This is a genomic window from Pectobacterium sp. HCp5_1 (genome assembly GCF_032905925.1).
GTDB lineage: Bacteria > Pseudomonadota > Gammaproteobacteria > Enterobacterales > Enterobacteriaceae > Pectobacterium > Pectobacterium brasiliense_A.
The window spans coordinates 26,708-51,489 of record NZ_JAUMIO010000027.1 but is presented as its reverse complement, the minus strand read 5'-3'; the positions used below and the strand labels follow the sequence as shown (position 1 = coordinate 51,489).

Below are 24,782 nucleotides of genomic sequence, written 5' to 3'. Positions count from 1 at the left end.
ACTGAATCGTAAAACTATCGGGTACTCAAAATCAGTGGAAATGCATGACAAGATAATCGGCACATTCATCGAACGTGAACATTATCTGCAATGACCTGATCTACATATTGAATACGTGACCAGTAAAAGAACTCTCGTGGAAAGGATCATTCCGATTCATTAATGAATTTGCTACTGCGGTTAAATGGCTGGAGAAAGGCATTATAAATCCACAGCCCATTATCTCCGCTGAATATTCTTATCACGATGTTGAAAATGCATTAATTGCGGCAAGTGATAAAAATATTTCTTCAAAAGTACTCGTTAAATTTTAATAAAGATATCACCTTTAATTTTAAATCGGAGTAATACGGCAAAGGAATGCTGGCAATACGCTATTGACCAAAAGTCAAGATGTGGTGTTTTTCTTATTATTCTACCGATTAATTATTTCCACATATTGTCTGGAAATGATTTTTCGTGTGTGCCACCAGGTATTTATACCTCACCGCATATTGAATTAAATCTAATAATCATATGGTGACACTATGAACTCATCTCCAGTTAAGGTTAAAAGAAGCACCTCCGATCTTGCCAGGGCATCCGTTTCTGGCTGGCTCGGTACCACACTAGAATTCATGGATTTCCAGCTCTATTCTCTTGGTGCCGCGTTGGTCTTCCATGAAATTTTCTTCCCTGAACAATCGGCTGCGATGGCATTAATCCTCGCGATGGGAACCTACGGTGCAGGATACATTGCCCGTATTGTCGGTGCAGTCTTCTTCGGGAAAATGGGAGATAGAGTAGGCAGGAAGAAGGTCCTGTTTATTACCATCGCATTAATGGGTGTTTGTACCACATTAATAGGCGCACTCCCAACTTACCAGCAGGTTGGCATTCTGGCACCGATTCTATTAGTGGTGCTTAGAGTTATTCAGGGACTGGGTGCCGGTGCAGAGATCTCTGGTGCCAGTACCATGCTGGCAGAATATGCACCTAAGGGTAAAAAAGGCATTATTGCCTCACTGGTTGCAATGGGAACCAACTGCGGAACATTGAGCGCGACGGCCATTTGGGCTGCGATGTTTTACCTCTTTAGCAATGAAGAGATCATTGATTGGGCCTGGCGTCTTCCCTTCCTTGCGAGTTTCGTGGTGATGGGGTTTGCTATCTGGTTACGTCTGAATCTGAAAGAAAGCCCGGTATTTGAAGGGGTACAAGAAACAGAAGAAATCGCCCACCAGCACACGCCTTTTTGGTCTTTGTTAAAAGGGAAAGCGTTTTGGATTGCAACAGGCCTTCGCTTCGGACAGGCGGGGAACTCGGGCATTATCCAGACTTTCCTGGCTGGCTACATGGTACAAACGCTACTATTTAGCAAGGCCGTTCCAACCGATGCCATCATGATTAGTTCAGTCATCGGCTTTCTGACAATCCCATTGATGGGGTGGCTATCAGATAGAATCGGGCGCCGCATTCCTTATATTATCCTGACGCTGGGTTCTATTCTTCTCGCTTATCCGATGATTTCAATCATCGTGAATAAAGAGCAGGCAGTTGCCACGATAACAGTATGCTTAATCCTGATTCATAACATCGCGGTGCTGGGGCAAGCCGCTATCGAAGGAATCACGATGGCAGAGATGTTCGGTTCGAAAAATCGCTTCTCCCAAATGGCAATTTCCAAAGAAATCGGTGGGTTATTCGCTACGGGGCTCGGTCCTTTGCTAGCGGGTATTTTTTGCCAAATAACAGGGTCATGGTATCCCATCGCGGTGATGCTAATTTGCTACTCCTGCATTGGCTTGCTATCCGCCCTTTTGATGCCAGAAGTCAAAGATCGCGATCTGCATGATGTAAAAAACGCAACGGAATAGCAGTAAAGGTAAACGCTAGACATAAAAAAACCCGGTGACCAGCACCGGGTTTTTTGCATTGATTTCGCTGCAAAGCAGCCAGAAATTAACGCTTGGAGAACTGAGGACGACGACGTGCTTTACGCAGACCGACTTTCTTACGTTCAACCTGACGAGCATCACGAGTAACGAAACCAGCTTTACGCAGTTCGCTACGCAGAGACTCATCATACTCCATCAGAGCGCGGGTGATACCGTGACGGATCGCACCAGCCTGACCAGAGATACCACCACCTTTAACGGTGATGTACAGATCAAATTTACCAACCATGTCGACCAGTTCAAGCGGCTGACGAACTACCATGCGGGCAGTTTCGCGACCGAAGTACTGTTCCAGACTACGCTGGTTGATAACGATGTTACCGTTGCCCGGTTTGATGAACACGCGAGCGGCGGAGCTTTTGCGGCGACCAGTGCCGTAGTATTGATTTTCAGCCATTGCCTATAATCCCGATTAAATGTCCAGAACTTGCGGTTGCTGTGCCGCGTGATTGTGCTCGGTGCCCGCGTAAACTTTCAGTTTACGGAACATAGCACGACCCAACGGGCCCTTCGGCAGCATGCCTTTAACCGCGATTTCAATCACACGCTCAGGACGGCGGGCAATCATCTCTTCAAAGGTCGCTTGTTTAATACCACCGATGTGACCGGTGTGATGATAATAAATCTTGTCAGTACGCTTGTTGCCAGTTACAGCAACTTTGTCAGCGTTCAGAACGATGATGTAATCACCCGTATCAACGTGCGGAGTATATTCCGCTTTATGCTTGCCGCGCAGACGACGAGCCAGTTCAGTAGCGAGACGGCCTAAAGTTTTACCGTTCGCATCAACAACGTACCAGTCGCGTTTTACGGTCTCTGGTTTAGCTGTAAAAGTTTTCATTAAAAGCTTACCCAATAATTAGTTACACGTTGGTGAACACCCAAACGCTCGAAAACAGTTGAGGCTCACACGACCATCAAGTCCAGCAAACCTACCCCTTCGAATAGCCATTGCCGGCACTATAAAGTTTTTGGGAAAAAAACTTTGTTGTAACGTGGGGTCGCAAGATTATAGAGAAGTCATTCTCAAAGATCGACCTTTTTTCACACGCAAATGACTAAAAAACCGCAGCCTGCGTTACGCCAAATGCGGCTGCCGTAAGTACTCTTCGCTTTGCATTTCCTGCAAACGGGATAAACAGCGCTGGTATTCAAATTTCAGGTGATCTCCCTGATAGATCTCAAACATCGATGCCTGCGCAGAAATAATCAATTTGATACGGCGATCGTAGCACTCGTCCACCAGTGCCAGAAAACGGCGAGCGGTGTTCTCTTCCTTCGTTTCCATCACCGTCACATTGTACAACAGCATCGTGTGATAGAGGCGCGACAGTGCGATGTAATCATTCTGGCTACGCGCTTCGGTGCACAGCGTGTGGAAATCAACCGCCAGCACGCCGTCACTCGCGCCAAGTGTCGATAACGGACGATGATTGATCTCCAGCACTGGCCCCGGCGTCTGCCAAGGTTTCCCGGTCAGGCGGGTAAACATCTGCTGCATCGCAGCATCCGTCTCTTCATTCAGCGGCGAGAGATAAAGGTGTGCCTGCGTCAGCGTACGCAGACGATAATCGATACCCGCATCAACATTACGCACTTCGCAATACTGCTTAATCAGCTCAATCGCAGGCAAAAAACGCGCGCGTTGCAGTCCATTACGGTAGAGGTCGTCTGGCGGAATATTCGACGTCGCCACCAGCGCAATACCACGAGCAAACAGCGCTCGCAACAGCTCAGCCAGCAGCATCGCATCGGTAATGTCAGAGACGAAAAATTCATCGAAACACAGCACATCCGTTTCGGCTTTAAAACCGTCGGCCACTTTCTCCAGCGGATTTTCCTGCCCCTGAAACTGGTTCAGTTCTTCATGCACACGCAGCATAAAACGATGAAAATGCAGGCGCATCTTGCGTTCGGCGGGCAAGCTGTGGAAAAACATATCCATCAGCCAGGTTTTACCGCGCCCGACGCCGCCCCACATGTACAGCCCTTGAACCGGCGCAGATTCACGTTTATTACGTCGCCCCAGCCAGCTACGCCATTTCCCCACGCGGTCGGATGCCCCCGCATCGCCATCAGCAGCGCGTTCACATAACGCCTGATGTATCGCTTCCAGGCGCACAACGGTTTGCCGTTGCACCTCGTCCGGCTGATATTCACCAGCGGAAAGCGCCTGCTGATAAAGCGCCAAGGGTGTTGTTTGCTGTTGTGTTGTCTGTGGAATAACCATAGCCATCGCAATCCCTGAGAAAAAAGTTAGTCGTGTTTTGCTGTGTGTTGTCGTCGATTTAAGCCGTAATCGTCGCAGTTAACAACCTTGATGTCTGCGGTAGGTCAACATTCCTTTCTGTCATCGAGTATCAGGATTCCACTCAGGCAAGGTTAACGGTTATAGTGACTATTATTAAGTGAAAAACCCTACGGGACAACGACGTCAAAATAGGAGCTATTATGACTTGGGAGTATGCGCTGATAGGTTTAGTTGTCGGTATTATTATTGGTGCTGTAGCCATGCGCTTTGGTAACCGTAAGCTGCGGCAACAGCAGGTATTGCAGAATGAGCTGGAGAAAAGCAAAACCGAACTGGAAGATTATCGTCAGGAATTGGTGGGTCACTTCGCCCGCAGTGCGGAGCTGTTGGATAACATGGCGGATGATTATCGTCAGCTTTATCAACACATGGCGAAAAGCTCCAATAACCTGTTACCTAACGTTCCCGGTCAGGATAATCCGTTTAAATATCGTCTGACCGAATCAGAAGCGGATAACGATCAGGCTCCGGTGAACATGCCGCCGCGCGATTATTCCGACGGTGCATCAGGCCTGCTGCGGGGCGAACGCCCGATTCGCAAGTAATTCATTCAATTACCTTAAGCGTGGGGCTTTCTGTCTCACGCTTTCCCCTCTCTTGTTCTACGCTTAAAACGCTTGTACGTTTAAGACGCGTACCGCAGGCTGCCATCGTCCGATCACGCATTAAAAACGCGATAGTTACAATCTGCTGACGAAACAGCAGTGAACTTTACACATTGATCGCCAGTCTGACTCTTCACCGTGTCTTTAAGTTTATATATCATCGTTTTATTCATCCGCAGGCCGTGAGAGAGTTAATAACAATGAAAAAAACATCATTACTATTTAGTGCACTGGCAATGAGTATAGGTTTGACCCTGTCCACGCTTCCCGCTGCAAATGCTGCGCTGCCTGCCGTGGTTCAAGGCCAACAAACGCCAAGTCTGGCCCCGATGCTGGAGAAAGTCTTGCCAGCCGTCGTCAGCGTGCATGTTGAAGGTACACAGGTACAGCGTCAGCGCGTACCGGAAGAATTCAAGTTCTTCTTTGGCCCTAACTTCCCGACGGACAAACAAAATTCTCGCCCGTTTGAAGGACTGGGCTCTGGTGTCATTATTGATGCTGCAAAAGGTTACGTGCTCACCAACAATCACGTGATCAATAACGCCGATAAGATCCGCGTCCAGCTTAATGACGGACGTGAGTATGAGGCGAAATTGATTGGGCGTGATGAGCAGACCGATATCGCCCTGCTACAGCTGAATGACGCCAAGAATCTGGTCTCTGTAAAAATGGCCGATTCCGATCAACTGCGCGTCGGTGATTTTGCCGTTGCCGTGGGTAACCCGTTCGGCCTTGGCCAGACTGCGACGTCCGGTATTATCTCCGCGCTGGGACGTAGCGGCCTGAATCTTGAAGGGTTAGAAAACTTCATCCAGACCGATGCGTCTATCAACCGCGGTAACTCCGGCGGTGCGCTGGTTAACCTTAACGGCGAACTGATCGGTATCAACACCGCGATCCTGGCGCCAGGCGGCGGAAACATCGGTATCGGCTTCGCGATCCCTAGCAACATGGCCCAGAATCTGGCGCAACAGCTGGTTGAATTTGGCGAAGTGAAACGCGGTCTGCTGGGTATTAAAGGCAGCGAGATGACGTCGGAAATGGCGAAAGCCTTCAACGTCGACGCGCAGCGCGGGGCCTTCGTCAGCGAAGTCTTACCGAAATCTGCCGCAGCCAAAGCCGGTATCAAGGCGGGCGACGTGTTGACGACGCTGGATGGTAAACCCATCAGCAGCTTTGCAGAACTGCGGGCCAAAGTTGGCACCACCGCGCCGGGCAAGACCGTGAAAATCGGCCTGCTGCGTGATGGGAAACCGCAGGAAGTTTCCGTTGTGTTGGATAACAGCTCATCGGCATCAACCAGCGCTGAAACGCTTTCACCGTCATTGCAGGGGGCTTCTCTGACTAATGGCCAATTGAAAGACGGCAGCAAAGGCGTACAGATCGATAACGTTGCTAAGGACACCCCTGCGGCACAGGTCGGTCTGCAAAAAGGCGATGTCATCATCGGCGTGAACCGCGAGCGTATTGAAAACATCACGCAACTGCGCAAACTGCTGGAAGCGAAGCCTTCCGTTCTGGCCTTGAATATCGTCCGGGGCGAAGAAACGATTTATCTGCTGCTACGTTAATCGCCTGCCGTCTTTTTCGGCAGCTTAACTGGCCAGAACATCGCTAATGTTAAAAAATCGGACACCGAGCCATGCGGTGTCCGAACTTCTCGTGATATCCTCCTCCTATCTCCCTTTTTCCACAGTAAATCACGGCCATGCTTGCTAAGTTATTACGTTCAGCGCTCTTTGGTGCCCTCGTCGCCGGTATTATTCTGGCCGTACTGCCCTTTGTCGGGTCTGGCACGTCGTTTCTGAAAGGCAATGACAAAAATCGTGATGGCTCGCCCATAAGCTACCATCAGGGCGTCAGCCATGCGGCGCCTGCTGTGGTGAACGTTTATAACCGGGTTGCTAAAGAGGGAAAACCCAGCGAAGTCGCCATTCATCCTCTCGGATCCGGCGTCATCATGAATGAAAAAGGGTATATTTTAACCAACAAGCATGTGATCAATAACGTGCAGCAAATCCAGATAGAGCTGTCAGACGGCAGGCTGTACGAAGCCCGCGTGATCGGCTCCGATAGCCTGACGGACTTGGCTGTGTTGCAAATTGATGGCGTCAACCTGCCCGTTATTCCGATAAATCCAGACCGCATACCGCACGTCGGCGATGTCGTGATGGCGATCGGCAACCCTTATAATCTGGGGCAAACCGTCACGCAGGGCGTCATCAGCGCCACTGGCCGTGTCAGTCTTAGTACATACGGTCAGCAAAGAAGTCAGGTAGGACGCCAAAACTTGCTGCAAACCGATGCCTCAATTAACCACGGAAATTCCGGCGGTGCGCTGGTCAATACGCTTGGTGAACTGGTCGGTATTAACACCCTCTCGTTTGATAAAAGTAGCAACGGTGAAACACCGGAAGGCATTAGCTTCGCCATTCCCGTCGCGCTGGCGACCAAGGTGATGGGAAAACTCATCCGCGATGGCCGCGTGGTGCGTGGCTATATTGGCGTTAACGGCGTACAGATCGAGAATATTGAGAACAGTACGTCGACCAGCAATCGTGATGCGCAGGATAGATTAAGCGGGATTCTCGTTCAGACTATCGATCCAGGTGGACCAGCGGATAAAGCGGGTATTCGCGTCGAAGACGTCATTGTTAGCGTGAACAATAAGCCTGCACGCTCGATTATTGAAACCATGGAACAGGTTTCGGAAATACGCCCCGGCACTGTCATTCCGGTCACGATTGTGCGTGATAAAAATCAAATCACGCTGCAAATGACGATTCAGGAATTCCCTACCCAATAACGGCAGTCAGGCCGTTGATAAAGTCACATCGGCAGCTAAACAAGAAACCGGGTGGGAACCCACCCGGCTGACAAACCTGATTGCGAAGATAAACCAGCTAAAACGCTTACTCGTGCTCTTTAACGCGCTCGATATTCGCACCTAACGCACGCAGCTTATCTTCGATGCGGTCATAGCCACGATCGATGTGATAAATACGATCGACTATCGTCACACCTTCCGCGATACAACCGGCTAATACCAGACTGGCTGACGCACGTAAGTCGGTCGCCATCACCTGCGCACCAGACAGCTTATCAACGCCGTGGCAAATTACCGTGTTGCTCTCAATTTCCGCCTGTGCGCCCATACGGATAAGTTCAGGCACGTGCATGAAGCGGTTTTCGAAGATGGTTTCGGTAATCACGCCCGTCCCTTCCGCAACCAGATTCAGCAGGCTGAACTGCGCCTGCATATCGGTCGGGAACCCCGGATGCGGCGACGTGCGAACGGTAACGGCTTTTGGACGCTTACCGTGCATATCCAGACTGATCCAGTCTTCGCCAACTTCGATCTCCGCGCCCGCTTCGCGCAGCTTCGCCAACACCGCATCCAGCGTATCAGGACGGGTATTGCGACACATAATCTGACCACGAGATACCGCAGCCGCGACCAGGAATGTCCCGGTCTCAATACGGTCAGGCACCACGCGGTAAACACCGCCGCCCAGACGCGCAACACCTTCAATGGTAATTTTATCCGTGCCTGCACCGCTGATTTTCGCACCCAGCGTATTCAGGAAGTTCGCCGTATCGACAATCTCTGGCTCACGCGCGGCGTTCTCAATAATCGTGGTGCCTTCCGCCAGCGTCGCCGCACTCATGATGGTGACCGTGGCACCCACGCTCACTTTATCCATCACGATGTGCGCACCTTTCAGGCGGCCATCAACCGTTGCTTTGACATAGCCTTCTTCCAGTACGATCTGCGCACCGAGCTGCTCCAGGCCATAAATGTGCAAATCTACCGGACGCGCGCCAATCGCACAGCCGCCGGGCAGCGAGACCTGACCTTGACCAAAACGCGCCACCAGCGGCCCTAAAGCCCAAATAGAGGCGCGCATGGTTTTCACCAGATCGTACGGCGCACAGAACACGTTTACATCGCTGGCATCCACATGGACGGAACCGTTACGCTCAACGCGCGCACCCAGCTGACCAAGCAGCTTCATGGTGGTATCAATATCGCGCAGTTTCGGTACGTTCTGAATTTCTACCGGCTCTTCTGCGAGTAGCGCAGCGAACAGGATGGGCAACGCAGCATTCTTGGCGCCAGAAATGGTCACTTCCCCCGCTAAGCGGGTTGGGCCCTGAACACGAAATTTATCCATAGTCTTTGTATCTCAATGTCTTAATTCAATATGTCGTCACACTGATACCGGCCGTTTATTCCCACTCGCACGGAGAATAATACTTAGAAGCCGTTCAGTTTACGGTCGCGTTGCCACTCTTCCGGCGTATAAGCCTTGATCGACAACGCATGAATACGGTTATCCGCGATGTACTCCATCAGCGGCGCATAAACGGCCTGCTGTTTTTTGACTCGGCTCATTCCAGCAAAAAGTCCGCCCACTACGATGACCTGAAAATGGCTGCCATCACCAGAAACATGGGCTTCTTCCAGTGCCAATGCGTTCATCAGCACGTCTTTAATTTCGTTATTTTCCATCGCTCTCGATTTCTATGTCAGGGGGAGATGATTTACAGGGAGGTATCTTAGATGAATATGACGCTATCTTAAACAAAGAATACGCCCCTTCAGACGATGCCTAAAGGGGCGTATCCGGTAACCCGCGTTACCGTTTAAGACACAGGGATGATTTCATTCAGGTTATAGAGCGCAATGAGCGTTTTTAGCCGATCGCTGGCACCGACAATCGTTATCTCTCCGCCTGAAGACGACTGCTGATAAACGTGCATCAGCAATGCTAACCCGGCAGAATCAACGCGGTTTAATCCAGACACATCCAGCGTCGTTTTACCCGCCAGCAACGATTCACGCTGCTGCCAGAACGGTAACAGCGTTTCACGATCCAGATCGCCCGTTAACGCCAGCGTTGATTCCTGTGTCTGCCAGTTCAATGCGTTCGCCATGTTTGTACCCAAATTACTTTTTCTGATCCAACGTGATGGTCTGCTTCGCCGAGGATTCCAGCTGTTTAGTCAGGCCATCCACGCCGTTCTGACGCAATATTGCCGCCCACTCGTTCTGCTTGGTGGTGATCATACTGACACCTTCGGCAATCATGTCGTACGCCTGCCAGTTACCGGTTTTACTGTTCTTACGCCATTGGAAATCCAGACGAACCGGAGGACGGCCGCCGTTATCAATGATGGTGACGCGAATAGAAACGATATCGGCATCGCCCAGCGGTTTCTCAGGGACAATCTCATAGGTCTGCCCGTTATACATTGCTAGCGCCTGGCCGTAAGCCTGCTCCAGATAGGCTTCAAACGCTTTGAAATAGGCATCACGCTGTGCCGGTGTCGCATCTTTGTAGTAACGACCCAGAACCAGCGCACCGGCGTATCTCACCTGAACATACGGCAGCAGCTCTTCACGTACGACGGTACGCAAATAATCAGGGTTTTGTTTGATCTTTGGCTGTTCGTTCTTTAAACGATCAAAAGTTTTTTCCGCCGCTTCATTCATTAAACGATAAGGGTTCGTTTGATCCGCCGCGTTGGCTAATGGCGCGACCACCAGTAAAGCCACCATCAGTAAACGTTTAAACATGCAGATATCCTCTTATGGATGTGAAGGAACAGGTTCGTTGTTGTGTTCAGGGGTTGCCGCAGGATTGGCACCCGGTTCCGTACCTGATTGACCGGCATTATCTTCGCTATTGCTGCCGCTCTTATATAGGAATTGACCGATGAGATCTTCAAGCACCATCGCTGACTTGGTATCCTGAATCACACCTCCGTCTTTCAGGATCGCGGTGCCCATTTCTTCATCTTCAAACCCAATGTTCAGCGCCAGATACTGTTCTCCCAGCAAGCCGGAGGTACGAATAGCCAGAGAGCTGGTATCAGGAATATGATCGTAGCGCTGCTGAATATCCATCGCTACGCGTGGCAGGTACGTTTTCTCGTCCAGCGAAATATCCGCTACGCGGCCAACCACTACGCCGCCAATTCTGATCGGAGAACGCGCTTTCAGCCCGCCAATGTTGTCAAACGTCGCATACAGACGATACGTCGGCTCGCTACCAATCGATTTAAGATCGGCGACTTTCAGGCATAAAAAGAGGATGGCAGCCAGCGCGATCAACATAAACACACCAACCCAGACTTCAGTTTTCTTTGTTTGCATCGACTCAGTTCCCAAACATCAGTGCTGTCAGCACAAAATCCAATCCCAGTACCGCTAACGACGAGTGCACGACAGTTCGGGTCGTTGCACGGCTGATCCCTTCAGACGTCGGGATCGCGTCATAGCCGTTAAACAGTGCAATCCAGGTCACGGTAATCGCAAATACGATACTTTTAATCACGCAGTTCAAGACATCCTGACGCCAGTCAACCGCGCCCTGCATGGCAGACCAGAAGAACCCACTGTCGATGCCTTTCCAGTCCACACCGACCAGCGCGCCGCCCCAAATGCCCACCGCGACAAAAATCACCGCCAGCAGCGGCATGCTGATTAACCCTGCCCAGAAGCGCGGCGCGACAACGCGGCGCAGCGGATCGACCGCCATCATCTCCATGCTGGAGAGCTGCTCTGTCGCCTTCATCAGGCCAATTTCTGCCGTCAGTGCGGAGCCCGCACGGCCCGCGAACAGCAATGCCGTCACCACCGGACCGAGTTCACGCAGCAGCGACAGTGCCACCATCATGCCCAGGCTGGCCTCTGCGCTGTAAGTCGTCAGGATGATATAGCCCTGTAACCCCAGCACCATGCCGATAAACAGGCCGGAAACCATGATGATAAGCAGCGATTGCACGCCCACGCTGTAAAGCTGTTTCACCAACAGCGGCCACTGTTTTCTGAATTCGGGTTTACCCACCAGCGCATTAAACAACATCAGCCCGGCACGCCCAAACGAGGCACTGGTGGAGATTCCCTGACGCCCCAACGACGCCAACGTCCGTAATAACATGACTGCGTTAACCCCCTGAACCAAGCAGCGACGTTTTATAGTCACCCGCCGGAAAACGGAAAGGCACGGGCCCGTCGGCGATACCATCCAGGAACTGACGAACCTGCGGGTCATTGTTTGCCCTCAGTTGGTCCGCTGTCCCTTCCCCGATCACCCGCTTATCGGCCACGATGTACGCGTAATCGGCAATGCTCATCACCTCCGGCACATCGTGAGAAACCACAATGCAGGTCACGCCCAATGCATGATTCAACTCGTCGATGAGCTTCACCAGTGTCCCGAGCGTAATCGGGTCTTGCCCGACAAAAGGCTCATCAAACATAATCAGTTGCGGGTCGAGCGCGATGGCTCTCGCCAACGCCGCGCGCCGCGCCATGCCGCCGGAAAGCTCCGCTGGCATCAGTTTCGCCGCACCGCGTAGCCCCACCGCCTCCAGCTTCATCATGACGATGCTACGCAACAGTTCTTCCGGCAGTTTGGTATGTTCACGCAGCGGCCAGGCGACATTATCAAACACGTTCAAATCGGTGAATAACGCACCGGACTGAAACAACATGCTCATTTTCTTGCGCGCGTTGTACAACTCACTGCGCGACAACGTCGGGATATTCTCACCATCAAACCAGATTTCACCGCTGTCCGGCGGTAGCTGCCCGCCAATCAGGCGCAACAGCGTGGTTTTACCGATACCGGAAGGCCCCATAATCGCGGTGACCTTGCCTTTAGGCACATTCAGCGTGATGTCCGTAAAAATCTCTCGCTCTCCGCGCCGAAAGCTAAGACCACGGATCTCGACCAGATTAGTTGCCTCATGGTTCATTATTTCCATTCCTTACCCATCAGTACGCTCATACAGAGGTCTTTTACTCCAGCCTAACGGCTGGCTTTCATCAAGGTGCGAGTTTTACAAAAACTTACCGTAAGTTCTTGTCCAAAATGGCGGCACAAACCGTTACTGGGTTTTACTTATCGCGACAGGTTTTACTTTTTCGCCAAGCACCGTCAGAATTAGCACTCATCACAGAAAATGCTTTTTGTGCGAAAATCGTCCAGAAATACTGACTTATTCGACAACAGGCCGGTGATTATATCCTATTAAAGGACGCTGCATGCTTTTTGCAACACTACTCTTGTTCGTTGGTTTGCTATTACTGGTTTACGGTGCCGATCGTCTTGTCTATGGTGCCGCCGTGCTTGCGCGTTCTCTTGGCTTACCGCCTTTCGTTATCGGCATCACCATTGTCGGCTTCGGCACCTCGCTACCCGAGCTGATCGTTTCGGTTACCGCAGCGTTGAACGATCAGAACGACATGGCCGTCGGTAATGTTCTGGGTTCCAATATCACCAATATTTTACTCATTCTCGGCAGCGCGGCACTCATTCGCCCGCTAACGGTACATTCGGCCATCCTGCGCCGAGAATTGCCGCTCATGTTGTCCGTCACTTTATTGTGTGGCGTTTTACTGCATGATAGCTACCTGAGCCGCACCGACGGCATCATGCTGCTCTTTGCCGCTATTCTGTGTCTGGTGTTGATACTTCGCATGGCACAACAGGCGCAGCGGGAAGGCGGCGATAGCCTGACGCGCGAACAACTGGCGGAACTCCCGCAGGATGACAGCAGCCAGATGGTCGCCGTGCTGTGGTTGATTCTCGGCATGATTATTTTACCCATGGCCGCTCGTATGGTGGTGGATAACGCTACCGTCATTGCACGCTACTTCGATATCAGTGAGTTGACTATCGGGCTGACCATCTTGGCGATTGGCACCAGTTTGCCTGAGCTGGCTACCGCCATCGTCGGGACGCTGAAGAAAGAAGATGATATTGCGCTGGGCAACCTGATTGGCTCGAACATTTTTAATATTGCGATTGTTCTGGGCGTACCTGCTCTGCTCTCGCCGGGCGCACTGAACCCTCAGGCTTTTCAGCGCGACTATTGGGTCATGCTGGCGGCGAGCGTGCTGTTAACCGCACTGTGCCTCAGCAAAAAACGCCGTATAGGACAGGGCGCAGGCGCATTATTATGCTGCGCCTTTATCGCCTATCTGACGACCCTGTTCTTTTTTTCATAAGAACCTGTTTTTCATAAGACGCTCTGTTTTTCATCATAATCAGGACTATTGGTATGTCACAGTTTGAACAAGATGCTCATCTAAAACAGCAGTCTGACCGTGCACTATCCGATCATGGCTCACAAACCGGCCATAGGTTACAAAAGGCTCATGAACTACCAGCAGATTTCGATTTCCAGCAAGCAGGCAAGCAAGTACTGAGTATTGAGCGCGATGGGCTTGCGCAATTAGACCAGTACATTGATGACAACTTTACCCTCGCCTGCAAAAAGATATTCGATTGCCAGGGCAAAGTGGTGGTGATGGGAATGGGCAAATCCGGCCACATCGGCTGCAAGATTGCCGCGACCTTCGCCAGCACCGGTACACCTGCTTTTTTTGTTCATCCGGGCGAAGCCAGCCACGGTGACCTCGGCATGGTGACGCCGCACGATATCGTGATTGCTATTTCCAACTCTGGCGAGTCCCATGAAATTCTGTCGCTGATTCCGGTTTTGAAACGCCAGAAAGTGTTCCTGATCTGCATGACCAGCGCACCAGAAAGTACGATGGGCAAGGCGGCGGATATTCACCTGTGCGTTCACGTCCCGCAGGAAGCCTGCCCACTCGGTCTGGCGCCCACCACCAGCACCACCGCAACGCTGGTCATGGGCGACGCGCTGGCTGTCGCGTTGTTACAGGCGCGCGGCTTTACTGCCGAAGATTTCGCCCTTTCTCACCCCGGTGGCGCACTTGGCCGCAAACTTTTACTGCGCGTCAGCGATATCATGCATTCGGGTGATGAGATTCCCCATGTCCCACACGATGCCTCGCTGCGTGATGCGCTGGTGGAAATTACGCGCAAAAATCTGGGTATGACGGTAATCTGCGAGGCGGATATGAAAATTCAGGGCATCTTTACCGATGGTGACCTGCGCCGCATCTTCGACATGAATATTGACTTGAACAGCGCGCGCATTGCTGATGTGATGACCGCGGGCGGCATCCGGGTCACACCGCAAACGCTGGCGGTGGATGCACTTAACCTGATGCAGTCGCGCCACATCACCTCCGTGCTAGTGGCAGAAAACGATCGTCTGGTCGGGATCGTCCACATGCACGATATGCTGCGGGCTGGCGTGGTTTAAAAAGAAAGGATAATAGTGAATGAGTGAAGTCAGGGCGCAAACCGATACCTGCTATGGGCCTGTCGATCAACAGGTACTGGATAAAGCCCGTGAGGTTCGCCTGTTAATTTGCGACGTTGACGGCGTGATGTCCGATGGTCTGATTTATATGGGTAATCACGGCGAAGAGCTGAAAGCCTTTAACGTCCGCGACGGCTATGGCATTCGCTGCTTGCTGACGTCTGATATTGAGGTTGCCATCATTACCGGGCGTTCAGCAAAATTGCTGGAAGATCGGTGTAAGACGCTGGGCATTAACCATCTCTATCAGGGGCAATCGGATAAGGTTTTGGCCTTCAACGATCTGTTGGATAAACTGTCAGTAACGGCAAATCAGGTGGCATATATCGGCGACGATATGATCGACTGGCCAGTGATGGCGCAGGTCGGGCTGAGCGTTGCCGTGGCAGACGCCCATCCGCTGCTGTTACCACGCGCAGATTATGTCACCCGCATTGCGGGAGGCCGTGGCGCAGTACGTGAGCTGTGTGATTTGATTCTGTTCTCGCAGGACAAGCTGGAGCATGCCAAAGGGTTGTCAATATGAGTAAAACCAAGCGTTGGCTCACCGCTTTTCTGGCCCTGTTGGTGCTTATCCTCATCGGCTGGAATATTGCAGATGACGACACGGTAGCAGCACCGGGTGCAAACGACCCCGCCGTGCCGGTTTATACCAGCGAAAAGACGAATACGCAGGTATACAGTCCTGCGGGTAAGCTGAGCTACAGACTGGTTTCGGAAAAAGCGGAGTATTTCAACGACGAGCAGTTGAGCTGGTTTACCAAGCCTGTCGCCACGCTGTTCAATGAACAAGGCACCGCAACCTGGTCAGTACGCGCCGATCGCGCCAAGCTGACAAAAGACAAGATGCTCTATCTGTACGGCAACGTTGAGGTGAATAGCCTGACGAAAGACGCACAGCTTCAGCGCATCACAACGAATAATGCCCAGGTGAATCTGGTCACGCAGGACGTCTCTTCAGATGATGAAGTCACCCTGTACGGCGCCAGCTTCACGTCAAGCGGAATGAAAATGCGCGGGAATCTGCGTAACAAAACGGCCGAGTTGATCGAAAAGGTAAAAACCTCTTATGAAATCCAAAACCAATAATCTGATGCGTAACACCCTGATCGCCAGCTCGCTGTTCGCCGTCAGCGTTTCCGCCTTTGCCGTGACCGGCGATAGCAATCAACCTATTCACATTGATTCAGCACAGCAATCTCTGGACATGCAGGGCAACACGGTGACGTTCACTGGCAATGTTGTCGTGAAGCAAGGCACGATTGAAGTAAAAGCCGACAAGGTCGTCGTGACGCGTCCACAGGGCGCGCAAGGCAGTGAAGTGGTGGAAGGTTACGGCAACCCCGTGACGTTCTACCAGATGCAGGACAACGGCAAACCGGTAAAAGGTCACGCGCAGAAAATCCGCTACGAGCTGGCCAAAGACTTTTTGGTACTGACGGGCAATGCCTATCTGGAACAGCAGGACAGCAATGTCAAAGGCGATCGCATCACTTATCTGGTGAAACAGCAGCAGATGGAAGCGACCAGCGACAAAGGAAAACGCGTGACGACAGTGTTGGTTCCTTCCCAGCTTCAGGAGAAAGAGAACAAGAGCCAGCCTTCTCGTTCTCAGCAACCGCAACCACGGGTCACTGAATAAGTTATGGCAACATTAACCGCAGAAAATCTCGCCAAGGCTTACAAAGGCCGTAAGGTCGTGGAAAACGTCAGTCTCACCGTGAATTCCGGCGAAATCGTCGGCCTGCTCGGGCCGAACGGTGCTGGCAAAACGACAACGTTCTACATGGTCGTAGGCATCGTCCCGCGTGATGAAGGACGTATCGTCATTGATGACGACGACATCAGCCTGCTTCCTTTGCACGAACGCGCGCTGCGCGGCATCGGCTATCTGCCGCAGGAAGCCTCGATCTTCCGTCGCTTAAGCGTGTATGACAATCTGATGGCGGTGTTACAGATCCGTAAAGATCTGACGACCGAACAGCAAGAAGATCGTGCCAATGAGCTAATGGAAGAATTCCATATTATTCATTTGCGCGATAGTCTGGGACAATCGCTGTCCGGTGGAGAAAGACGCCGCGTAGAAATTGCGCGTGCGCTGGCAGCGAATCCGAAGTTCATCCTGCTGGATGAACCGTTTGCGGGCGTAGACCCGATCTCCGTACTGGATATTAAAAAAATCATTGAGCATCTGCGTGACAGCGGGCTTGGCGTGTTGATTACCGATCATAACGTCCGCGAAACGCTTGATGTCTGTGAACGAGCCTATATCGTGAGTCAGGGCAACCTGATCGCCCACGGTTCACCGACTGATATTCTGGCCGATGAACAGGTGAAACGCGTCTATCTGGGCGAAGGCTTCCGACTCTGATAGGGTAATATCTTCTCTTTGCAGTACTTATGGGACGTTAGCGCGATTTATGAAGCAAGGTTTGCAACTCAGGCTTAGCCAGCAACTGGCCATGACTCCACAGCTCCAACAGGCGATCCGCCTGTTGCAACTGTCCACGCTTGAATTGCAACAGGAGATTCAACTGGCGTTAGAAAGTAATCCGTTGCTCGAACAAACGGATCAGCACGACGAAATCGAGTCATTTGAAAAGGCAGACAGCGATTCACTGGATACCGGTGAAGCCCTTGAACAAAGAGACATGCCGGAAGAATTGCCGCTCGATGCTACCTGGGATGAAATCTACTCCGCAGGCACGCCGTCGGGCACTGGCACCGACTATCGCGATGAAGAACTGCCAATTTATCAAGGCGAAACCACGCAAACGCTTCAGGATTACCTGATGTGGCAGGTTGAGCTAACCCCGTTTTCAGACACCGACGCGGCTATCGCAACCTCTATCGTCGATGCAGTCGACAACACGGGTTACCTGACCGTACCGTTGCAGGACATTCTTGACAGCATCGGTGACGACGACGTGACGCTGGAAGAGGTTGAAGCCGTGCTAAAACGCGTGCAGCGCTTCGATCCCGTTGGCGTCGCCGCTCGCGATCTGCGTGATTGTCTGCTGGTGCAGCTTTCCCAATTCGCCGACGACACGCCACGCCTGAACGAAGCGCGTCTGATCGTCAGCGATCATCTCGATCTGTTAGCCAACCATGATTTCCGCAGCCTGATCCGCGTTACTCGTCTGAAAGAAGAGGTGCTGAAAGAAGCGCTGGCGCTAATCCAATCGCTCGATCCCCGTCCGGGACAATCGATCAACACCGGTGAATCCGAATACGTGATTCCTGATGTGCTGGTACGTAAAGTTCAGGGGATCTGGGCCGTCGAACTGAACACCGACAGCGTTCCCCGGCTGCAGATTAACCAGCAGTATGCTGCGCTGGGTAACAGCGCGCGCAACGACAGCGACGGGCAGTTTATCCGCAGCAATCTGCAAGAAGCGCGTTGGCTCATCAAAAGCCTGGAAAGTCGCAATGACACGCTGCTGAAGGTCACCCGCTGCATCGTCGAACAGCAGCAGGATTTCTTCGAGCAGGGTGAAGAATTCATGAAGCCCATGGTACTGGCAGACATCGCTCAAGCGGTGGATATGCATGAATCGACCATCTCACGCGTGACGACACAGAAGTTCCTGCACAGCCCGCGCGGCATTTTTGAGCTAAAATATTTCTTCTCCAGCCACGTTAATACCGATAGCGGCGGAGAAGCCTCGTCAACGGCAATCCGCGCGTTGGTGAAGAAGCTTATTGCAGCGGAAAACCCCGTGAAGCCACTGAGCGATAGCAAGCTTACGGCACTGCTCTCCGATCAGGGCATCATCGTGGCGCGTCGAACCGTTGCAAAATACCGAGAGTCTTTATCTATCCCACCATCGAATCAGCGTAAACAACTGGTTTGATCTCAACAGAGAAGGAAGACACTATGCAGCTCAACATTACCGGACACCACATCGATATCACTGAACCACTGCGTGATTTTGTGAATGGCAAGTTTGCCAAATTAGAGCAGTATTTTGACCGGATTAATCAGGTCAATGTGGTATTGAGAGTGGAAAAAGTTCAGCAAATTGCCGAGGCCACGCTCCACGTGAATGGCGGCGAGCTGCATGCAACCTCAGAGGCGGCAGATATGTACGCCGCGATAGATTTATTGATTGATAAGCTGGCGAGACAGCTCAATAAGCATAAAGATAAACTCAAGCAGCACTAATTTTCTTCTTTGCCATTTGGCAAAGGACAAACTCGGCCCATCCATCGGGTGGGTCGGGATCACCAGAAGTGAAAGCGTCGTTAAGTGAAAATAAAATGAACCACGATCCCGTATTGCAGCTCAGCACCGTATTACGTCCTGAGTGCACCCGAAGCACCGTCCACTGCCAGAGTAAGAAACGGGCATTGGAAATTATCAGTGAGCTGGCCGCCAGGCAGCTTAACATTCCTTCGCAGATTATCTTTGATGCCATCCTGACCCGGGAGCGGATGGGTAGTACGGGAATCGGCGGCGGAATTGCCATTCCTCACGGTAAGCTGGAAGACGATAATGCGCTGGGTGCCATCGGTGTTTTCATCCAGTTAGAGCAACCGATCGCTTTCGATGCCATTGATAATCAGGCCGTTGATCTGCTTTTTGCCTTGCTGGTTCCAGCGGAACAATGTAAAACCCATTTGCATACCCTGTCGCTTGTTGCCAAGCGGCTGGCGGATAAAACGGTTTGCCGACGCCTGCGTGCGGCGCAAAGCGATGAAGAGCTGTACCAGATTATGACGGAAGCCGGTTAAGCCGGATGGTTGTCATGTTCACGATGACGGGCGATTCGCCGTGGATTCAGAGAATGCTTGCAATCCCTGCGCTAAGCCGTCATTTTTTTAGCTATACATCACTTTATAAAAACAGTGGCAATGTAAATTCGCCATCACGTTGCCAGAGGGGAGTCGTCAGATGGTGCTGATGATTGTCAGTGGTCGCTCAGGTTCAGGGAAATCTGTCGCCCTGCGCGCACTGGAAGATATGGGGTTCTACTGCGTAGATAACCTGCCAGTGGTTCTACTGCCAGAACTGGCTAATACGCTTGCGGCACGTAACATTTCCGCAGCAGTCAGCATTGACGTGCGCAATATGCCGGAATCACCCGAGATCTTCGAGCATGCCATGGAGCAACTGCCGCCAAGCTTCTCGCCTCAACTGCTGTTTCTGGATGCCGATCGCAATACGCTGATCCGTCGCTACAGCGACACCCGTCGCCTTCACCCGCTCTCCAGCAAGAATCTGTCACTGGAAAGCGCGATTGATGAAGAAAGTGACCTGCTGGAGCCGCTGCGCTCACGCGCCGACTTGATTATCGACACCTCAGAGATGTCGGTACATGAACTGGCCGAGATGCTGCGTACCCGATTGCTCGGCAAGCGAGAACGCGAGCTCACGATGGTGTTCGAATCGTTCGGCTTCAAGCACGGTATCCCTATCGATGCGGATTACGTCTTTGACGTGCGCTTCCTGCCGAATCCACATTGGGATCCGAAACTGCGCCCGATGACCGGTCTGGATAAGCCCGTTGCGTCCTTCCTCGACAGGCACACCGAAGTTCACAACTTCATCTACCAGACTCGCAGCTATCTGGAACTGTGGCTGCCGATGCTGGAAACCAATAACCGCAGCTACCTGACTGTCGCCATTGGCTGTACCGGCGGTAAACACCGTTCCGTCTACGTCGCCGAACAGCTGGCAGACTACTTCCGTTCACGCGGTAAGAACGTACAGTCTCGCCACCGTACGCTGGAAAAACGTAAACCCTCGTAAGAGTCGGCAAACCAGACCAACCAGGTAACCTATGACAGTCCGGCAAACGGTTGAAATCAAAAACAAGCTGGGCATGCACGCTCGCCCAGCCATGAAGCTGTTCGAGCTGGTGCAGAGCTTTGATGCTGAAGTGATACTGCGTAATGACAGCGGCACCGAAGCCGAAGCCAGCAGCGTGATTGCCATGCTAATGCTGGACTCGGCCAAAGGGCGGCTCATCGAGGTAGAAGCGACAGGCCCGGATGAAGAGCAGGCGCTTGCCGCCGTCATCGGGCTGTTCGAAGCTGGGTTCGACGAGGACTAGCATTTCCTTAGCAGGCTATCTGCCAGCCTTCGTAGCAAGGAGCGCTTCACTTTCCCTTCCGAACCTCCTACTATCTACCTCTATAAATCATAATATTTTCTTATACCCCCTGCTCCTTTGGGCGCGGGGGGTTATTTTTATATCATCTGAAAATACCAACTGGAGAGGAGTATGACGAAACCTAACCTGACAATCAGTGAATTGGATGCAGAACGTCTGGATATGTTATTGGAGCAGCCCGCCTTTGCGGACAGCGATATCGCACAGGCGTTGAATGAGGAGCTGGATCGGGCAGACATTCTGCCTTCGGCATCAATTCCCTCACATGTCGTCACCATGAATAGTCGGGTGCGTTTCCGCGATCTGAATACCAACGAAGAGCACATCCGCACGCTGGTTTATCCGGCCGCGGTGAAGGACAGTCAAGAACCGCTGTCGGTGATGGCTCCGCTGGGCGCGGCACTATTGGGAATGCATGTGGGAAATTCGATCACCTGGCAGTTGCCAAACGGTGAAGAAACGCGAATTGAAGTACTAGAACTACTCTATCAGCCTGAAGCCGCAGGCGAGTACCACCGCTAAACCAGCAAGGTGCGACTCTGCTATAAATGCGTGCTAATAAGGCATAGAGTAACAGCCGTCGGACACTGCCGACGGCGACGGTTACTCACAAAGAGCAGGCTTATTCCCCTGCGATCTTCATCTCTGGCAGCAACACGGAACCACACTGGATATTGCTTCGGGTTTCGATATCATTCCCCACCGTCACAATATTGCGCAGCATGTCTTTCAGGTTACCCGCGATAGTAATCTCGCTGACCGGATACTGAATTTCACCGTTTTCGACCCAGAAGCCGGATGCTCCACGGGAATAATCCCCCGTCACACCGCTCACACCCTGCCCCATCAGTTCGGTCACCAGCAGGCCTTTGCCCATCTGTTTCAACATACCGTTGAAATCCAGCCCCTGTCCGGCAATCCGCCAGTTATGAATGCCACCCGCATGGCCGGTGCTCTGCATTCCCAACTTACGCGCGGAGTAGCTTGTCATGAGCCAGGTCTGCAACACGCCCGCCTTCACAATGTCACGCGCCTGCGTCCGCACGCCTTCGCTGTCGAACGGCGTAGAGGCCAGCCCTCTCAGCAGATGCGGCTGTTCCTCAATCGTCAGCCACTCCGGCAGAATCTGCTGACCCAGCTTATCCAGCAGGAAAGTGGATTTACGATAAACGCTGCCGCCGCTGATAGCGCCAACCAAATGGCCAAACAGGCCCGTCGCCACTTCCGCAGAAAACATCACCGGTGCCTGCATGGTAGGCAGCTTACGCGGTGACAGTCGGGATAACGTGCGGCGTGCGCACTCTTCGCCCACCCATTCCGGGCTGCGCAAGTCATCCAGCGCACGGCCAACGGTGTAGGCATAATCGCGCTCCATATCGCCATTCACTTCGGCAATCACACAGCTGGACATAGAATGACGGCTAGAGCAGTAACTTTTCAGCAGGCCGTGGCTATTGCCGAACACCTTAACGCCGTAGTGGCTGTTAAAACTGCCGCCTTCGGTGTTGGTGATGCGCTTGTCAGCCTGTAATGCGGCCTGCTCTGCGCGAGCGGCTAATTCAATGCCGCGATCCGCATCCAGCTCGGTTGGATGGAACAGATCCAGATCCGGCGCGTCGAACGCCAGAAGATCCCGATCCGCCGGGCCAGCAAACGGATCGACAGAGGTATAGCGAGCAATATCCAGCGCGGCCTGTACGGTACGGGCTATCGCATCTGGGCTGAGATCGGTAGACGATGCGCTGCCTTTACGCTGTTGGTGATAAACCGTAATGCCCAACGCGCCATCGCTGTTGAATTCAACATTTTCAACATCACCATAACGGGTACTGACGCTAATGCCCGTCGTTTTTGACACCGCGACTTCTGCCGCATCAGAACCGGCACGCGCCAGTTCCAGCGCCTGAGCAACCGCGAGCTCCAGCGCTTTACGCTGCTCTGCAACCTGAGTAGTTATCGTCATTGTTCTGCCATAATGAGTGGAAGAAAGCTCACCATCATCATCCCCGCAACGAGCACAAAAGGGGCGTATACTCTCTATACTTCACGCAGCCAACACGTAGGTAACGTGAAGTATGAGGAGCATAAAATGGTGTAGCATAATGCTTTCTAGTCTAACAGGATCTACGGACAATTTCGCACAAAGCCCAAACCTGTTAGTATCAGCCTCTTTTTTCTGGTGGGCACGCTGTTCACCATCCCGGAGCCGCTACGCGTAGCGTTACGAATTGCTCCTGGACACTTTTTAGGAGCCAACCATGAAGCAAAAGTACGAAGACTGGCTGAATGACGTCCCAGATAACCAAGAAGACGACGAAGATGATGAAATTATCTGGGTCAGCAAAAGTGAAATAAAGCGCGATGCCGAAGCGCTGAAAGATCTCGGCGCGGAACTGGTCGATCTGGGCAAAAACGCCCTGGAGAAGATCCCGTTGGACGACGATCTGCGTGCGGCGGTGGAACTGGCGCAGCGGATCAAGAAAGAAGGCCGCCGCCGTCAGCTACAGCTGATTGGTAAAATGCTCCGCGCCCGCGATCCAGAGCCGATCCAAACCGCGCTGGATAAACTGAACAACCGTCATAATCAGCAGGTCGCGTTATTCCATAAACTGGAACAGCTGCGCGACCGTCTGATTGAAGAAGGTGACGATGTGGTTCCCGATATTCTGGCGCTGTATCCTCACGCTGACCGTCAGCAGTTACGTTCTCTGGTGCGTAATGCACAGAAAGAGAAAGCGACGAACAAGCCGCCAAAATCCGCCCGCCAGATCTTCCAGTATCTGCGCGAACTGGCTGAAACCACAGACTAACGGCGATCGTGGGATGAGCAGAATGACTCATCCCGTGCTTTATCAATACTCGCAATGAGAGATATTTTGGCTTTCTTGCACCATTGGGTAATTTCTTGACAGGACAGAATTCGGTTCGTATTCTGTCCAAAAGCCACATTATGTACAAAAAGAAACCAAGGAATTATCATGTCCCTTGCCGAACAAATCAAACCTATCACCTACCTAAAATCCAGTGCAGCGGAGATCGTCAAGGAGTTCGCTGTCAACCCCGAACCCATTATTATCACCCAAAATGGTGAAGCTAAAATGGTGATTATGGACATCACGGAATATGAAAAACAACAAGAAACATTTGCTTTGCTGAAGCTGTTAGCGTTGGGGAGAAAAGCGTTTACGGAAGGTAAATATTCCGATGCGGAATCTTTTTTGGATGAAATGGACGACTGATGGTGATGAGAAACATTGTCATCCTTGACAGTGCCAAGGAAGAACTCAAAGACATTAAGCAGTATGTCAGAGCAAAATTTGGCGATTCTGTATGGAACACGATCAATGCAGAATACAAAGCAGCCATCCAGCGCATTAAGCAAACCACTCAAAGTGGCAGCTATATTGACGAACTGAAAGAACTTGGCGTCACAAACGTCAAATACATACTGGTCAGACAAACAAGAGTCGTGTACGAATTTGACGACAACATCGTTCTAATTCATCTGTTTATCAATACCAGAAGGGACTTCAGAACTCATCTATTCAAAAGGCTTCTAATTCAATAAATAACATTCCCCATTGAATAAAACTCGCCAGATAGA

The 24,782-nt window shown here is 51.8% G+C and carries 31 protein-coding genes and 1 pseudogene; 21 read left to right on the top strand and 11 right to left on the bottom strand.

Translation table 11 applies throughout. The features are described 5' to 3' along the window. The 3 genes and pseudogenes from Q3A88_RS16875 to Q3A88_RS16865 all read left to right on the top strand — a co-directional run. Positions 1 to 94, top strand: a 94-nt coding sequence (locus Q3A88_RS16875) for an IS1 family transposase (protein WP_317177888.1), incomplete at its 5' end; no start/stop codon positions are given. 28 nt (positions 95 to 122) lie between these two features. After that, positions 123 to 314 (top strand): annotated as a pseudogene (locus Q3A88_RS16870) (L-idonate 5-dehydrogenase); the annotation flags it as partial. A gap of 213 nt (positions 315 to 527) precedes the next feature. Next, positions 528 to 1,856, top strand: a complete 1,329-nt coding sequence (locus Q3A88_RS16865; protein ID WP_317178325.1) for an MFS transporter — start codon at positions 528 to 530, stop codon at positions 1,854 to 1,856. 85 nt (positions 1,857 to 1,941) lie between these two features. On the opposite strand, the gene rpsI is transcribed toward Q3A88_RS16865, so the two are convergent. From rpsI to zapE, 3 genes are all read right to left on the bottom strand, one after another. Continuing rightward, positions 1,942 to 2,334 carry a 30S ribosomal protein S9 gene (gene rpsI, locus Q3A88_RS16860; protein ID WP_010280182.1) on the bottom strand — a complete coding sequence of 131 codons (393 nt, stop codon included), beginning with the start codon at positions 2,332 to 2,334 and terminating at the stop codon, positions 1,942 to 1,944. Positions 2,335 to 2,349: 15 nt separating this feature from the next. Continuing rightward, positions 2,350 to 2,778 (bottom strand): 50S ribosomal protein L13, encoded by a 429-nt coding sequence (gene rplM / locus Q3A88_RS16855; RefSeq protein ID WP_005975488.1) that lies wholly within the window; start codon positions 2,776 to 2,778, stop codon positions 2,350 to 2,352. 237 nt (positions 2,779 to 3,015) lie between these two features. Further along, positions 3,016 to 4,167 (bottom strand): cell division protein ZapE, encoded by a 1,152-nt coding sequence (gene zapE / locus Q3A88_RS16850; protein ID WP_110162860.1) that lies wholly within the window; start codon positions 4,165 to 4,167, stop codon positions 3,016 to 3,018. A 221-nt stretch (positions 4,168 to 4,388) separates the two neighbouring features. Here zapE and zapG point away from each other — a divergent pair, with 221 nt between their 5' ends. The 3 genes from zapG to degS all read left to right on the top strand — a co-directional run bounded on the left by zapG (position 4,389) and on the right by degS (position 7,659). Beyond that, positions 4,389 to 4,793 carry a Z-ring associated protein ZapG gene (gene zapG, locus Q3A88_RS16845; RefSeq protein ID WP_005975485.1) on the top strand — a complete coding sequence of 135 codons (405 nt, stop codon included), beginning with the start codon at positions 4,389 to 4,391 and terminating at the stop codon, positions 4,791 to 4,793. A gap of 260 nt (positions 4,794 to 5,053) precedes the next feature. After that, entirely contained in the window at positions 5,054 to 6,424 is a 1,371-nt protein-coding gene (gene degQ, locus Q3A88_RS16840) for a serine endoprotease DegQ (protein ID WP_014913864.1), read from the top strand. Positions 6,425 to 6,561: 137 nt separating this feature from the next. Then, positions 6,562 to 7,659, top strand: coding sequence for an outer membrane-stress sensor serine endopeptidase DegS (degS, locus tag Q3A88_RS16835; RefSeq protein WP_110162840.1), 1,098 nt, complete (start codon positions 6,562 to 6,564; stop codon positions 7,657 to 7,659). Between the two features lie 106 nt (positions 7,660 to 7,765). Here the strand turns inward: degS and murA are convergent, their stop codons facing one another. The 7 genes from murA to mlaF all read right to left on the bottom strand — a co-directional run bounded on the left by murA (position 7,766) and on the right by mlaF (position 12,620). Further along, positions 7,766 to 9,028 (bottom strand): UDP-N-acetylglucosamine 1-carboxyvinyltransferase, encoded by a 1,263-nt coding sequence (gene murA, locus Q3A88_RS16830; RefSeq protein ID WP_317178324.1) that lies wholly within the window; start codon positions 9,026 to 9,028, stop codon positions 7,766 to 7,768. 83 nt (positions 9,029 to 9,111) lie between these two features. Continuing rightward, positions 9,112 to 9,366, bottom strand: a complete 255-nt coding sequence (gene ibaG, locus Q3A88_RS16825; RefSeq protein WP_010280170.1) for a BolA family iron metabolism protein IbaG — start codon at positions 9,364 to 9,366, stop codon at positions 9,112 to 9,114. Between the two features lie 134 nt (positions 9,367 to 9,500). Next, positions 9,501 to 9,791, bottom strand: a complete 291-nt coding sequence (gene mlaB, locus Q3A88_RS16820; RefSeq protein ID WP_317178323.1) for a lipid asymmetry maintenance protein MlaB — start codon at positions 9,789 to 9,791, stop codon at positions 9,501 to 9,503. A 13-nt stretch (positions 9,792 to 9,804) separates the two neighbouring features. Further along, positions 9,805 to 10,434 (bottom strand): phospholipid-binding protein MlaC, encoded by a 630-nt coding sequence (gene mlaC / locus Q3A88_RS16815; RefSeq protein WP_014913860.1) that lies wholly within the window; start codon positions 10,432 to 10,434, stop codon positions 9,805 to 9,807. Between the two features lie 12 nt (positions 10,435 to 10,446). Continuing rightward, positions 10,447 to 11,013 carry an outer membrane lipid asymmetry maintenance protein MlaD gene (gene mlaD, locus Q3A88_RS16810; RefSeq protein ID WP_014913859.1) on the bottom strand — a complete coding sequence of 189 codons (567 nt, stop codon included), beginning with the start codon at positions 11,011 to 11,013 and terminating at the stop codon, positions 10,447 to 10,449. A gap of 4 nt (positions 11,014 to 11,017) precedes the next feature. Continuing rightward, entirely contained in the window at positions 11,018 to 11,800 is a 783-nt protein-coding gene (gene mlaE, locus Q3A88_RS16805; RefSeq protein ID WP_010280162.1) for a lipid asymmetry maintenance ABC transporter permease subunit MlaE, read from the bottom strand. 7 nt (positions 11,801 to 11,807) lie between these two features. Further along, the gene (gene mlaF / locus Q3A88_RS16800) at positions 11,808 to 12,620 is read right to left on the bottom strand and encodes a phospholipid ABC transporter ATP-binding protein MlaF (protein ID WP_039279090.1); all 813 of its coding nucleotides are present in this window, start codon (positions 12,618 to 12,620) and stop codon (positions 11,808 to 11,810) included. A gap of 289 nt (positions 12,621 to 12,909) precedes the next feature. On the opposite strand from mlaF, the gene Q3A88_RS16795 reads away from it, so the two are divergent. The 12 genes from Q3A88_RS16795 (at position 12,910) to rnk (ending at position 21,700) form a co-directional block, all read left to right on the top strand. Then, complete coding sequence (locus tag Q3A88_RS16795) at positions 12,910 to 13,875, top strand: calcium/sodium antiporter (protein WP_317178322.1); 966 nt, start codon at positions 12,910 to 12,912, stop codon at positions 13,873 to 13,875. Between the two features lie 53 nt (positions 13,876 to 13,928). Continuing rightward, the gene (gene kdsD, locus Q3A88_RS16790; RefSeq protein WP_039547830.1) at positions 13,929 to 15,002 is read left to right on the top strand and encodes an arabinose-5-phosphate isomerase KdsD; all 1,074 of its coding nucleotides are present in this window, start codon (positions 13,929 to 13,931) and stop codon (positions 15,000 to 15,002) included. A 19-nt stretch (positions 15,003 to 15,021) separates the two neighbouring features. After that, the gene (kdsC, locus tag Q3A88_RS16785; RefSeq protein WP_010296644.1) at positions 15,022 to 15,588 is read left to right on the top strand and encodes a 3-deoxy-manno-octulosonate-8-phosphatase KdsC; all 567 of its coding nucleotides are present in this window, start codon (positions 15,022 to 15,024) and stop codon (positions 15,586 to 15,588) included. Beyond that, positions 15,585 to 16,151, top strand: a complete 567-nt coding sequence (gene lptC, locus Q3A88_RS16780; protein ID WP_039522224.1) for an LPS export ABC transporter periplasmic protein LptC — start codon at positions 15,585 to 15,587, stop codon at positions 16,149 to 16,151. Before kdsC ends, lptC begins: the two co-directional genes overlap by 4 nt. Then, the gene (lptA, locus tag Q3A88_RS16775) at positions 16,132 to 16,704 is read left to right on the top strand and encodes a lipopolysaccharide ABC transporter substrate-binding protein LptA (RefSeq protein ID WP_039279074.1); all 573 of its coding nucleotides are present in this window, start codon (positions 16,132 to 16,134) and stop codon (positions 16,702 to 16,704) included. The genes lptC and lptA overlap by 20 nt, the downstream gene beginning before the upstream one ends. 3 nt (positions 16,705 to 16,707) lie before the next feature. Continuing rightward, positions 16,708 to 17,433 carry an LPS export ABC transporter ATP-binding protein gene (gene lptB, locus Q3A88_RS16770; protein ID WP_010296638.1) on the top strand — a complete coding sequence of 242 codons (726 nt, stop codon included), beginning with the start codon at positions 16,708 to 16,710 and terminating at the stop codon, positions 17,431 to 17,433. A 49-nt stretch (positions 17,434 to 17,482) separates the two neighbouring features. Next, positions 17,483 to 18,916, top strand: coding sequence for an RNA polymerase factor sigma-54 (gene rpoN, locus Q3A88_RS16765; protein WP_317178321.1), 1,434 nt, complete (start codon positions 17,483 to 17,485; stop codon positions 18,914 to 18,916). A gap of 23 nt (positions 18,917 to 18,939) precedes the next feature. After that, complete coding sequence (hpf, locus tag Q3A88_RS16760; RefSeq protein ID WP_010296634.1) at positions 18,940 to 19,227, top strand: ribosome hibernation promoting factor; 288 nt, start codon at positions 18,940 to 18,942, stop codon at positions 19,225 to 19,227. Positions 19,228 to 19,322: 95 nt separating this feature from the next. Then, the gene (gene ptsN, locus Q3A88_RS16755; protein ID WP_039279069.1) at positions 19,323 to 19,796 is read left to right on the top strand and encodes a PTS IIA-like nitrogen regulatory protein PtsN; all 474 of its coding nucleotides are present in this window, start codon (positions 19,323 to 19,325) and stop codon (positions 19,794 to 19,796) included. Positions 19,797 to 19,956: 160 nt separating this feature from the next. Next, positions 19,957 to 20,814 (top strand): RNase adapter RapZ, encoded by an 858-nt coding sequence (gene rapZ, locus Q3A88_RS16750; protein ID WP_010296630.1) that lies wholly within the window; start codon positions 19,957 to 19,959, stop codon positions 20,812 to 20,814. A 31-nt stretch (positions 20,815 to 20,845) separates the two neighbouring features. Beyond that, positions 20,846 to 21,118 (top strand): PTS phosphocarrier protein NPr, encoded by a 273-nt coding sequence (gene npr, locus Q3A88_RS16745; RefSeq protein ID WP_010296626.1) that lies wholly within the window; start codon positions 20,846 to 20,848, stop codon positions 21,116 to 21,118. Positions 21,119 to 21,289: 171 nt separating this feature from the next. Continuing rightward, on the top strand, positions 21,290 to 21,700 hold the full coding sequence (rnk, locus tag Q3A88_RS16740; RefSeq protein ID WP_014913850.1) for a nucleoside diphosphate kinase regulator: 411 nt from the start codon (positions 21,290 to 21,292) through the stop codon (positions 21,698 to 21,700). 100 nt (positions 21,701 to 21,800) lie between these two features. On the opposite strand, the gene pmbA is transcribed toward rnk, so the two are convergent. Continuing rightward, positions 21,801 to 23,141 (bottom strand): metalloprotease PmbA, encoded by a 1,341-nt coding sequence (gene pmbA, locus Q3A88_RS16735; protein ID WP_010681570.1) that lies wholly within the window; start codon positions 23,139 to 23,141, stop codon positions 21,801 to 21,803. A 295-nt stretch (positions 23,142 to 23,436) separates the two neighbouring features. Here pmbA and yjgA point away from each other — a divergent pair, with 295 nt between their 5' ends. The 3 genes from yjgA to Q3A88_RS16720 all read left to right on the top strand — a co-directional run bounded on the left by yjgA (position 23,437) and on the right by Q3A88_RS16720 (position 24,746). Continuing rightward, positions 23,437 to 23,988, top strand: a complete 552-nt coding sequence (gene yjgA / locus Q3A88_RS16730) for a ribosome biogenesis factor YjgA (RefSeq protein WP_010681569.1) — start codon at positions 23,437 to 23,439, stop codon at positions 23,986 to 23,988. 168 nt (positions 23,989 to 24,156) lie between these two features. Further along, positions 24,157 to 24,417, top strand: coding sequence for a type II toxin-antitoxin system Phd/YefM family antitoxin (locus tag Q3A88_RS16725; protein WP_233990859.1), 261 nt, complete (start codon positions 24,157 to 24,159; stop codon positions 24,415 to 24,417). 5 nt (positions 24,418 to 24,422) lie between these two features. Then, entirely contained in the window at positions 24,423 to 24,746 is a 324-nt protein-coding gene (locus Q3A88_RS16720; RefSeq protein WP_317178320.1) for a type II toxin-antitoxin system RelE/ParE family toxin, read from the top strand. Positions 24,747 to 24,782: the final 36 nt, after the last annotated feature.